The organism is Streptomyces sp. NPDC049627 (genome assembly GCF_044465645.1).
GTDB lineage: Bacteria > Actinomycetota > Actinomycetes > Streptomycetales > Streptomycetaceae > Streptomyces.
The window spans coordinates 520801-532902 of the sequence record NZ_JBITLW010000002.1 but is presented as its reverse complement, the minus strand read 5'-3'; the positions used below and the strand labels follow the sequence as shown (position 1 = coordinate 532902).

Annotated in this window: 6 protein-coding genes; 4 read left to right on the top strand and 2 right to left on the bottom strand. The window is 70.3% G+C overall.

Annotation, left to right across the window (positions count from 1 at the left end; translation table 11 throughout):
* The first annotated feature begins 180 nt into the window (after positions 1 to 180).
* Complete coding sequence (locus ACIBU0_RS07410) at positions 181 to 1071, top strand: ester cyclase (RefSeq protein WP_398813020.1); 891 nt, start codon at positions 181 to 183, stop codon at positions 1069 to 1071.
* A gap of 71 nt (positions 1072 to 1142) precedes the next feature.
* On the opposite strand, the gene ACIBU0_RS07405 is transcribed toward ACIBU0_RS07410, so the two are convergent.
* Both ACIBU0_RS07405 and ACIBU0_RS07400 read right to left on the bottom strand, forming a co-directional pair.
* Complete coding sequence (locus ACIBU0_RS07405; RefSeq protein WP_398813017.1) at positions 1143 to 2564, bottom strand: non-reducing end alpha-L-arabinofuranosidase family hydrolase; 1422 nt, start codon at positions 2562 to 2564, stop codon at positions 1143 to 1145.
* Between the two features lie 153 nt (positions 2565 to 2717).
* A complete protein-coding gene (locus ACIBU0_RS07400; protein ID WP_398813989.1) occupies positions 2718 to 3872 on the bottom strand; it encodes a hypothetical protein in 1155 nt (384 codons plus the stop codon).
* A gap of 237 nt (positions 3873 to 4109) precedes the next feature.
* On the opposite strand from ACIBU0_RS07400, the gene ACIBU0_RS07395 reads away from it, so the two are divergent.
* From ACIBU0_RS07395 to ACIBU0_RS07385, 3 genes are all read left to right on the top strand, one after another.
* Positions 4110 to 6761, top strand: a complete 2652-nt coding sequence (locus ACIBU0_RS07395) for an RICIN domain-containing protein (RefSeq protein ID WP_398813014.1) — start codon at positions 4110 to 4112, stop codon at positions 6759 to 6761.
* A gap of 171 nt (positions 6762 to 6932) precedes the next feature.
* Positions 6933 to 8732 carry an endo alpha-1,4 polygalactosaminidase gene (locus ACIBU0_RS07390; protein ID WP_398813011.1) on the top strand — a complete coding sequence of 600 codons (1800 nt, stop codon included), beginning with the start codon at positions 6933 to 6935 and terminating at the stop codon, positions 8730 to 8732.
* Between the two features lie 207 nt (positions 8733 to 8939).
* Positions 8940 to 12098, top strand: coding sequence for an FG-GAP-like repeat-containing protein (locus tag ACIBU0_RS07385; protein ID WP_398813008.1), 3159 nt, complete (start codon positions 8940 to 8942; stop codon positions 12096 to 12098).
* Positions 12099 to 12102 lie beyond the last annotated feature (4 nt).

The following is a 12102-nucleotide window of genomic DNA, read 5'->3' as shown; positions in this document are numbered from 1 at the left end:
CCCGGTGGATACGAGCTGCACCTTCCGGATGATCCGCGTCCTGCCGGTCGGCGGGGGTGGTCCCACTGGTCGGCGGAGTGGATGTCTGCGGGGGTCGGGATGGGATGGCCGTGCGGGAGGGGCCCTGTCCTACCGCCCCTGGTGGAACTCCCCAAGCAGGACCGTACACAGGAGACTCGAGTGAGATACCGCAAGACCCTGCCCTGGCTCGCTGCCGTGGCCTGCTTCGCGACCGCCTGCAGCAGCGCGTCCGGCAACGACCCGGCCGCCTCGTCGACGACGTCCGCCGCGGCCCGCTCGGCGTCGGCCTCCGAGGAGCGGAACAAGGAGCTCGTTGTGCGCCTGTACTCGGAGGCGTTCAACAAGGACAGGACCGACGTGGTGAAGGAACTCGTCGCGACCGACTACATGCAGCACGACAAGTCGGTCCCCGGCGGAGCCAACGGGCAGATCAAGCAGTTCAAGGACGTCAAGGCGAAGATCCCCGGTGCGGTGGCGACCGTCAAGCACGTGGCCGCCGACGGTGACCTGGTGGCCGTGCACTGGCACGCGTCGGCCACCCCGGCGAACGAGGCGACCGGCCAGGCCAAGGCCGACCTGTTCCGGGTCAGCGGCGGCAAGCTGGTCGAGCACTGGGGCATCACGCAGACCGTGCCGGCGAAGACGGCCAGCGGGAACTCGCTGTTCAGCGACGTGTACCGGTACCCGAACGGGGCCCCGGCCCTGTCCGAGGAACAGGAGGAGAAGAACCGCACGTTCGCGGTCGACGCGTACCGCAAGCTCTCCGACGGTGACGCGAGCGTGATCGACAAGAGCTGGGATCCCCGGTACTACCAGCACAACCCGATCGCCCCGAACGGAACGGCTCCGCTGAAGCGGTTCTTCCAGCAGAACCCGCAGAGCTCCCCCTCGCCCAGCAGTACCGCAGGCGGCGGGACCCGGTTCGGCAACACCCTCGCCGACGGGGACCTGGTGTGGGTCTTCAGCTCCGACTACGTCGTCGCGGACCTCTTCCGCGTGGTCGACGGAAAGATCATCGAGCACTGGGACGTCGCCGCCGACGGGCGGTAGCCGACCCAAAAGAACCCCAGCCGACGTGCGGCTGGGGTTCCTCGTTGCGATGGGTGCCGTGGATCAGGCGGTCAGCGCTGCAGGGTGAGCAGGCCCGGCCGGTACGGCAGCCGCTCGTAGGGGGTGCCCTGCGGTGTGTTGGGGTCCAGGCCCTGGTAGAGGAACTGCAGGTTGCAGGGGTCGATGGTCATGGTCTGGTCGGGGTTGTTGCGGACCAGGTCACCGTGGCTGATGCTGTTGGTCCAGGTGGCGCCGCTGTTGGCCTTGCCCGCGAAGGGGTTGGACTCGGTGGCGGCCTGCGGGGTCCACTCACCGTCCAGGCTGGAGGCCGTGAACGAGCGGAAGAAGCGGTCCTCGTTCACACCCCGAGCCTCGACGATCATGAGGTACTGGTTCTGGCCCTGGACCTTGTAGACCTCCGGCGCCTCGAACAGGTTCTTCTCCGTGTCGGTCATGACCGTCTGGTACGACGAGCCGAAGCTGCTCGGGAAGTTCCCGATCGCCATCTTCGACCTGAAGATGCCGCCCTTGTCATTGGCGAAGAACAGGTACATGTTCTGGCCGTCGGCGATCAGGGTCGGGTCGATCGGGCCGCCGACGGGGAGGCTGCCGGTGAACAGCGGCTGCGGCGCGGACCAGCTGTTGGGGTTGGTGGGGTCGCTCGACGTGCGGTAGACGAAGGGCCACTGGGTACCCCACCCGTTCGAGGCCAGCACCCAGATGTTCTTGGGCGCGAAGTAGAACAGCTTGGGCGCCACGGCGGACTGGCTCATCGGGGTCTGGGTGGCCGTCGCCATGTCCGACCAGTTCGTGAAGGGGCTGAAGCCCATCGAGTGCCAGTTGCCGTCGGAGTACGTCGCGTAGACCACGTGCTTGCCGTTGACCGTCGTGGTGGTGAAGTCCTTCAGCGCGAGCGCCCCGTTGGCCGGCTGCGCCAGCGGGCCGGTCGAGCTCCACCGGTACGTCGACGGAAGACCACACGAGTTGGACGTCCCGGACAGGCCGGTCCACTTCTGGTTGCTGCCGCCGTTGCAGTTCCAGAGCTGCACCGCCGTGCCGTTGGCCGTGGCACCGCCCGAGACGTCCAGGCACAGCCCGGACTCCACGGCGACGACCGTGCCGTCGGAGTTCACCCGCCACTGCTGGTTCGTACCGCCGTTGCAGGACCAGATCACCGGCCGGGTACCGGCCGTGGTGGCGTGGTTCGGAACATCCAGGCACTTGTTGCCGTACACGGTCAGCTGGCTGCTGTCCGTCAGGGTCCACTGCTGGTTGGAGCCGCCGTTGCAGTCCCAGATCTGCACGTTCGTGCCCTCGGTCTGGCTGGCGCCCGACACATCGAGACACCGGCCGGAACCGACCCCCTTCAAGGTGCCGGTGGTGGCCGCCTGAGCCGGGACGGCGACGAGCATCGCCGCCAAGGAGACCAGGACCGCAACCGCCGCAGCAAACACCGCGGACATCCGTCTGCGGCTGAAACTACGTCTGCCCATGGGGACCTCATCATCTTTGAGTAGGTGGTGCTGGTGGGCCCCGTCGGAGGCTGTGCGACTACCGGTGCGGTGCGGCCCTGATGTTCGTTCGATATGTCGAATACGGGTCGGAGTATCGAGCAAACTGGATGATGAGAGAACCGGCGAGCGGCGTCAATACTTCTCACATGATTCGCGACCCGGAACATTCGCAGGGCTTGCGCTCTCCTGCGTGCCGCGGGACGCAGAGCGTCGGCGCCGCCGGTCGCGTACCGGATAGAACAGGACATACGCCGTCGATACGGCGACGAAGCCCAGGCGGATCAGGCCGCGGGACGCGTCATGAGGAACGACGAAGACCGTGCCGTACAGGGTGATCAGTCCGATCCAGCTCCACCACGGCACCAGGCGCCGCTGGCCGATCACATCCCACAGCAGGGTGCCCAGCAGGACGGAGGCGGTGTAGTACGTGTAGACGCTGGGGTCCAGGGCGATCCGCGCGTTGGCGCCGAGCAGGACGACGGCCGGCCAACGCCCTCTCCAAACCGCGAGGCAACCCAGCGCCAGCCCCACCGCGGCCTGTGCGGGCCGGTCCCAGGGAGGGGTCTGCGGGTCGTCGACGCCGAGCCAGCGCAGGGCGGAAGCGGGCTGGTTGGGGATGGTGAACTCGGCCGCGGCGAACGACTGCGGGGCACTGAGGAGGAACGGCAGCCAGGCGAGCGCGACCAGACCCGCGCACCACAGCCCCGCGCGCAGCCACTGACTTCTCGGCAGTGCCAGCAGTAACGGCAGGAAGGCCAGCGCGGTCGGTTTGGAGTCCATGGCCAGGGCCAGGAAGATGCCCGTCGCAGCGGCGTTGCCGCGGGTGAGGGCATGGACGGCCAGGGCCGTGAAGAAGAGTGCCAGGACGTCGTCGAGGTGGCCGAAACGGACGGAGACCTCGATCCACATCGGGATGAAGGCCAGGCCCGCTATCAGCACCCGCTGCCGCAGCCGCTGGTGATTGGTGCCGGTGCCCAGGAAGTGCCAGGCGGCGCTGCGTCCGGCCATCACCAGGATGATCAGACCGAGCAGGGACATCACGCCGGCGGCCAGGAACTGCCCCACGGACTCGGGGAAGGGGTTGAACAGGCCCGCCGTCAGGAAACTGACGGGCCCCATCTGCAGTTCCGGGTGGTGGGCGTACAGGTTCAGACCGCCGTCCGCCCTGCCCGGGCCCGCGTAGAGCAGCTCCCCGCCCGTACGCAGGTAGTGCCAGGAGAAGCCCCCGTGCGGCTGGACGACGGCGAACCACAGGACTGTCCAGGCGGCGAGCAGCACCAGGTGCATCCGCTGGCTGATGGCCGACACGCTTTCTCCCCTTTTGGTTCTGGTCGCTTCGCACGATTCCCACAAGTCATGCGCCCCTCTTTCAGATGGCCGGAAGGCTCGGCAGGTTCTGGAAAAAAGTTCACGGCTCGAGGCAACCCTGTGCGGGGCCTGTGGCGACAAGGGAGCGGATCCGGCCGGTTGCGGCGTACGGATCCGCATTTCTCAGGTGAACGGCCTGCAAGGAGAACACCCTTCATGAACTCCCCCACGAACGGCGGGCGCCGCGGTCGGCACCGCCGTCGCTGGACCGCCACCGGTCTGGTGCTCGGCGTGCCCGCCGTCCTCGTGCCGTACCTCCTCTACGCGCAGGAGGACTCACAGGCCGCGACAGTCGACGGCACTGCCTACTACCGGCTGGTTTCCGCGCGCAGCGGCAAGGTGCTGGACGTCAGCAGCTTCTCCACCGCCGACGGCACCCGTATCCAGCAATACACCGACCAGAACACCGCCAACCAGCAGTGGAAGCTGAAGCCCACCGGGGACGGCTACTACGAGCTGGTGAACCGCAACAGCGGCAAGGTGCTGGGCATAGCGGGCAACTCGACCGCTCAGGGTGCCGCCGCCGAGCAGCAGACCGACAGTTCCTCCCCCTCCCAGGAGTGGCGGATCGACGAGGTGAGCGGTACCGGCGCCGTCACCTTCACCTCCCGCAGGAGCGGTCAGGTCCTGGACGTTTCCGGGGGCTCCACGGCCGACCGCGCGGCAGTCATCCAGTATCCGAAGAAGGGCGGCACCAACCAGCAGTGGAAGCTGGTGAAGACGGCCGAGACCCCCGCGTCCGGAGCCGGCACGGCGCAGACCACGGCCGCGGCCGGACCGTACAGGTGGAAGAACGCCCAGGTGGTGGGCGGCGGTTACGTCACCGGGCTGGTGTTCAACCCGCGCGAGAAGGGTCTGCTGTACGCGCGCACCGACATGGGCGGCGCCTACCGCTGGGACGCCGGGGCCGAGCAGTGGATCCCGCTGACCGACTGGATCGGCGAGAAGGACTGGAACCTGCTCGGCATCGACTCGGTGGCCACCGACCCCGTCGACCCCAAGCGGCTCTACCTCATGGCGGGCACCTACACCAACGACTGGGGCGGCAACGGCGCGATCCTGCGCTCGACGGACCAGGGCCGGACCTTCAAGCGCACCGACCTGCCGTTCAAGGTGGGCGGCAACGAGGACGGCCGCGGAGCCGGCGAACGGCTCGTGATCGACCCCGCGGACCACCGCAACCTGCTGCTGGGCAGCCGCAAGAACGGCCTGTGGCGCAGCACCGACTACGGCGTGACATGGCGCCAGGTCTCCTCGTTCCCCGTCAAGGACGGGGCGGGCAGCGGCGCTGGCATCTCCTTCGTGACGTACGGCCCGGCCGGCAGCAGGACGGTCTACGTCGGTGTCAACGACAGGTCCACCTCCCTGTACCGCTCCACCGACGGCGGCAGCACCTGGCAGGCCGTCCCCGGCCAGCCCACCGGCCAGCTGCCGCAGCACGGCGTGCTCTCCGGTGACGGCTCGCTGTACCTGACGTACACCGACAACCTCGGGCCCAACGGGGTGACGGGGGGCTCGGTGTGGAAGTACACGCCAGGCAGCGGGGCGTGGAAGAACGTCTCCCCGTCCCAGGGCAGTTACGGGTTCTCCGGGCTGGCCGTCGACCCGCGCAAGCCGTCCACGGTGATGGTCACCACCCTCGGCCGCTGGTGGCCCCAGGACGAGCTCTACCGCACCACCGACGGCGGCACGACCTGGAAGGCACTGGCCGACAGGTCGGTGCGCAGCGCCTCCGCCGCTCCTTACGTCGGCACCCACACCGGGCACTGGATGACCGCCCTGGCCATCGACCCCTTCAACTCCGGGCACGTGCTGTACGGCACCGGCAACGGCATCCTGCGCAGCAAGGACGCGGGCGCCTCCGACAACGGCGGCACCAGCCACTGGAGCATGGGCGCCCGGGGGCTTGAGGAGACCGCGCTGATGGACGCGATCGCCCCGCCCGGCGGCGCCGCCGTCATCACCGCCATGGGCGACCAGGGCGGTTTCCGGCACGACTCCCTGACCAAGGTGCCGTCCGGGCGGCTGAAGAACCCGATGATGAACAACAGCACCGACATCGACTTCGCCCAGTCCAAGCCCTCGATGATGGTCCGCGTCGGCACGGGCGGCGCGCAGGACGGCGCCTACTCCACCGACGGCGGCAGCACCTGGAACGGCTTCAAGGCAGAGCCCGTGGGCAGCGCCCACAGCGGCCACATCGCGCTCGCCGCGGACGGCTCCGGCATCGTCTGGACCCAGTCCGGGCAGGCCCCGTACCGCTCGACCGACAACGGCGCGAGCTGGTCGAGGGTCGGTGGCCTGGGCACCGACGCCGTGGTCGTCGCCGACCGCTCCTCGGCCAGGACCTTCTACTCCCTGTCCGGCGGCACGCTCTACGCCAGCACCGACGGCGGCGCGACCTTCACCGCCCGGGCCGGCAACCTGCCCTCCGGCCGGCTCGCGGCCGTCCCCGGCGTCGCCGGGGACCTGTGGATCGCCGGCGGTGACAAGGGGCTGCTGCACTCCACCGACGGCGGCCGCACCTTCACCACACTGAGGTCCGTGCAGTCCGCCTCCGCCCTCGGCTTCGGCAAGGCCAAGCCGGGCACCGGCTACCAGGCGCTGTACATGATCGGCACCGTCAAGGACGTCACCGGAGTCTTCCGCTCCACCGACAAGGGCGCCACCTGGCTCCGCGTCAACGACAAGGCACACCAGTGGGGCGCCATCGGCGGCGTCGGCGTCATCACCGGCGACCCCGACACCTACGGCCGTGTCTACGTCGGCACCAACGGGCGCGGCCTCCAGTACGGCGACCCGTCCTGACCCCACCACCGAGCGGGGCCGCGGGCCGTTGCGCCTGCGGCCCCGCCATGGCATGGGGCAAAGAGAGATCAGCGCCACGTGCGAAGGCCGCCACTGCGGGAGGGCCCCCGACTAGTCTGCTCCCATTGAAAAGGCTTTCTACGGCACGGCACACGGAAAAGGTGACGGGTGATGCCCCTGAAGCCCGGCGATGCGGAGTCCATAGGCGGCTACACGCTGACCGACCGACTCGGCAGTGGCGGCATGGGCATCGTCTTTCTGGGTCACTCGGCCTCGGGACGGCAGGTCGCGGTCAAGGTCGTGCACCCGCCGTACGCGCAGGACGACGAGTTCCGCACGCGCTTCCGGCAGGAGATCGCGGCGGCGCGCCAGGTGAGCGGGGCGTTCACGGCCCCGGTGGTGGACGCCGATCCGGACGCCGAGCAGCCGTGGATGGCGACGCTGTACGTGCCGGGCCGCACCCTGTCCGATGTCGTGGCCAAGGACGGCCCGCTCGGCGGACATGCCCTGCGCACGCTCGCACTGGGCCTCGTCGAGGCGCTGCGGGACATGCACCGGGTGGGTGTGGTGCACCGTGACCTGAAGCCGAGCAACATCCTGATGGCCGAGGACGGGCCCCGCGTCATCGACTTCGGCATCTCGCACGCCGTCGACAACGAAGCCCTCACCGTGACGGGGCGGTTGATCGGCACCCCGCCCTTCATGTCCCCCGAGCAGTTCGCCTCGCCACGCGAAGTCACCGCCGCCTCGGACGTGTTCTCGCTGGGGTCGGTCCTGGTGTACGCGGCCACCGGCAACCGTCCGTTCGACGGAAGCAGCCCCTATCTGACGGGCTACCAGGTGATGTACGAGGCTCCGTTCCTGGACGGCGTGGCCGAACCGCTCCGGAGCATCGCCGAACGCTGCCTGGCCAAGGACCCGGCCGACCGGCCCGAACTCGCCGATCTGCACCGGATGGTCCTGACGCTGCCGGGTTCCACCACCCCGGTCACTCCGGTCGCCCCGGTCGCCCCGGTGACGCCGCGAGCGGCCGTTCCGGCGGAACCGGCCGTCCCGGCGGTTCCGGCGGTCCCGGCGGTTCCGGCGGTCCCGGCGGTCCCACGCCGAGGACGGCGCATCCTCATCGGCCTCGCCGCGGCCCTCGTCGTCACCGGGCTGGCCGTCGCGGCAGTGCAAACGAACGACAGTCCCCAGTCGCCCTCCGCGCCCGCCTCCGCATCCCCTTCCGCGCCCGTCGCCTCCGCCGCCGCAGCCGCCTCCGCGGTGACGACACCGCCGAAGCACGCACGGTGGGACTACCAGATCGGCGGCGCGTACACCCTGCCGACCGGGGTGCGGGTGGTCAGCCGCAGCCACGAGGACCCGCCTGCCCCGGGTGCGTACAACATCTGCAATTTCAACGCCCTCCAGGCGCAGGAGGGCGCGGAGAGCGACTGGGCCCCCGATCTGCTGCTGCGCGACGCCAAGGGGGACGTCGTCTACGACAGGGAGTGGAACGAGGCGGTCCTGGACATTCGCACGGCCGCCCATCGGCAGCGCATCGCCGCCAAGGTGAACGGCTGGATCGACGAGTGTGCGGCCAAGGGATTCCAGGCGGTCGAGCCCGACAACTACGACTCCTTCACCCGCTTCCCGGACCTCCTCACTGCCGATCAGGCCAAGGCGTTCATGAAACTGCTGTCGGCGCACGCCCACGAGAAGGGCCTGGCCGTCGCCCAGAAGAACACGCTGGAGCTCGCGCCCGACCGGGCGGCCGTAGGCCTGGACTTCGCCGTGGTGGAGGAGTGCGGCGAGTGGAACGAGTGCGGCGATTTCGCCAAGGCCTTCGACGACAGGGTGCTGGTGGTCGAATACACGGCGAAGGGTCTGTCGAACGCGTGCTCCCGCTGGGGCGGTGCGCTGAGCATCGTCCGACGCGACCAGGACGTCGTGGCCGAGGGCACGCGGGGCTACCTCCGCGAGACCTGCTGACACAACCGCCCCGTCCCGTTTCGCCCGTCGACGAGGCATTCGTGAACGCATTCGAATCCTCCTCGCGTGCCGTGTTACCTTCCGGCGCTTTCTGGAGGCCTGCTCCGCATCGCGCCAGTCAATGCACCGCTTGCGTGCGTCCCGGTGCGTCCGTGTGCGTCCGCGTCGAGCTGCCTCCTCATCGCCAGCCAGTTGTTGGAGGTATGCGTGGCAGGACGACACTCGCCCGACCGCAAACGCACGCTCATACGTACGGGCATCGCCGGCGCCGTCGCACTCGCGGTGGCCGGCGGGGCCGCACCGTTTCTGCTGCAGGGGGCCCAGGCCGAGCCGGCTTCCCTGACGATCCCGGCTCCCGATCGGTTCGCACCGCTGAAGAACAGCGTGCCCGACGCGGGCAGTTCGGGCTTCCTCACCAGGGAGGAGCAGGAAGGGGACGCGTTCGGCACGGGGTTCGGGCCCATGAGCGGCTACCGGTGGGTCCCGGAGAGCGGCGACGTGCAGGCGGTCGGCTCCGACCCCGCCGATTCCGGTGTGCGGGTGGACGGCTCGGCCTCGGACGTCGTCGCCCTGTACACCAAGGCGAGCCGCACGGTCGAGCTGAAGGACATGAAGGCGGGGACGTCGACGACGTTCACGCTGCCCGACGGGCACGCCTACCTCGGTGCCACGGGCGGCGCCGTCCTGACCGCCACGTCGACGGACACCGGCGCCATCGAGGCCCTGCACGTGCTGCGCAAGCCGGACGGCGGCGAGTTCACGGACACCCTGGTGACCGGTGCGGTGCCCGCGTCCGCGTGGGCGGTCGGCGCCGACGGGCACACCATCGCCCTGCGCACCCCGTCCGGTGGCGCGCAGATCCTCACGCTCGTCGACGTGGAGACCGGGCGGGCCGATGTCGCCTTCTCCGACGCCTTCGGCGGCAACAACATCCAGGTCGTCCTGTCCGGCACCCACGTCGGCTGGTACGACAGCGAGTACGGCGACGACAAGGTGCACCTGCGCCGCCGGGACGCCCTCGACGCCGCCGAGACGACGGTCGCCGTCGCGGGCAGCACCGAGTACCCGGCCAATGTGGCGCTGCTCGGCGACCACGTCCTCGCCACCACGGGCCATGTGCCCCAGCGACCGGGCGACGAGTACCAGCTGCGCCGGGGCGGCGAGTTGCGGGCGCTGCCCATCGGCGGCGGTGAGGCCAAGACCCTGCTGCCGCACGCGGCCCTGTCCATGGCCGCGTCTCCCGACGGTGGTGTCCTCGTCACGGGCGGCGCGGACGCGGGTCACTGGGCGGTGCGCAAGGCCACGGTCGGCACCGACGGCACGATCACCCTCAGCACGCTGCGCGAGCTGCCGGCGCGCGCCGGAAAGCTGCGCGAACTCGCCCTGTCCGGCGGCCGTTTGGCGACGACCGAGACGGACACCAACTCCTTCCCCTCGGTCTTCAGCCGTACCCTCGGCCTCGGCGACAGCCCCACCGCGGGCGACCGTTCGGTGCTCCAGGAGCCCGCGGCGACGGACGACCCGAGCGAGGTGCGCCGGTACGCGGGCACCCTCCCGGTGGGCACCGGCGACGGCCGTTTCGCCTACGTGGACCTCTACGCGTACAGCACCTCGAAGAACCACCTGGAGGTGCGGTCGTCGGCGCAGGACTCGCTGTCCCTGCCGCTGCCCCGGCAGAACGCCGACGGCACCCCGACGACGTACGGCGGCACGGTGCTCTCGGCCTCCGGCCGCTATGTCGTCTTCGGTCAGGGCACCGACGCCGACGACCACCAGTACGTGGCGGACATGGCGGCGAGCGGCGGCCCGAAGATCGTCTCGGAGCGGGTGGGCGGGCCCGCCGCCGTCTGGGGCACCACGCTGTGGACGGCGGGCGACACCGACGGCACCGTCAAGGCGGTCGACCTCAAGTCGCAGGCGACCACCGACACCGTCGACCTCGGCTGCACGCCGAACCGGCTGCAGGCCGTGGGCCGCTGGGTCGCCTGGGACTGCTCGGCCGGCTCCGGGCTCTACGACCGTACGACCCAGCAGAAGGCCGAGCTGCCCGCCACCGGCGAACTGGGCGACGGGTATCTGCTGAGCCTCGACAAGGACGCCGGCACGGTCCGGCTGACCGACTTCCACACCGGCACCGTCGGTGACACCCGTGACCTGGGCGCCCTGCCCGGCGCCACCGGGAGGATCGCGGCCGACCGGTTCGGCGGCGGGGTCGCCTGGCTGGACACCGCCACGGGCGTGGTGCGTGCCGAGTCCACCGGCGTGCCCACCTCCCCGCTCGCCAAGATCGAGTCGCATCCCGACACGGCGGTGAACCTGAAGTCCACGACGGACGCCCGCTGGGACGGCTCCTGGCAGCTGTCGAAGCCCGCCGCGCCCGGCGCGCAGGTCGTGATCAAGGACAGGGCGGGTCGCACGGTGCGGACGCTCGACGCCACCGCCCGCGGCGCCGCGCTGACCGCCGCCTGGGACGGCAAGGTCTCCGACACGGCCTACGCGACGGACGGGACGTACACCTGGACGCTGAGCGCGGCGCCCGGGGACGGCCAGGGCGCGGCACTGCAGCTCACCGGAAGCATCACGCTGACCGGCGGCGCCCGTGGCCACCACGACCTCAACGGCGGCGCGGGCGATCTGATGACGCTCAGTTCCTCCGGCTACCTCACCACCCACTACGGCGACGGCAAGGGCGCCTTCGGCACCAAGGCGTCCGGCTCCGGCTGGCCCGCCGGCACCTACGCCGTGCCCTTCGGGGACCTCACCCGGGACCGCTGCAACGACCTCCTGGTCCGCATGCCCGACGGCGCCCTGCGCCGCTACCCGGGCAAGTGCGCGGGCGGCGGCTACAGCCCCAGCGGCAGCTACACGGCGCTGGGCACCGGCTGGCAGCAGTACAACGTGCTGACCGCGCCCGGCGACCTGAACGGCGACGGCCGTACGGACCTGATCGCACGGCAGGCCTCCACGGGCGACATCTACCTGTACGCCGACAACGGCGCCGGCGGCTTCAAGAGCCGGGTGAAGATCCGTTCGGCCTGGACCGGGTACACCCACATCACCGGCGCCGGCGACCTGAACGGCGACGGCTTCGGCGACCTGCTCGCCCGCCGCACCGACGGCACCCTCTTCCGCTACGACGGCACGGGCGCGGGCCAGTTCAAGGACCGGGTCACCGTCTTCACGTCCTGGGGCAGGACGTACGACGCGATGGTGGGCGTCGGCGACATCACCGGTGACGGCAAGCCCGACCTGGTCGTCCGCGACACCGCCGGGGACCTCTACCGCAACGACGGCAAGGGGAACGGCTCCTTCACCTCACGCACGCAGATCACCACGGGGTGGCAGGGCTACAAGGGCCTGTTCTAGGGCC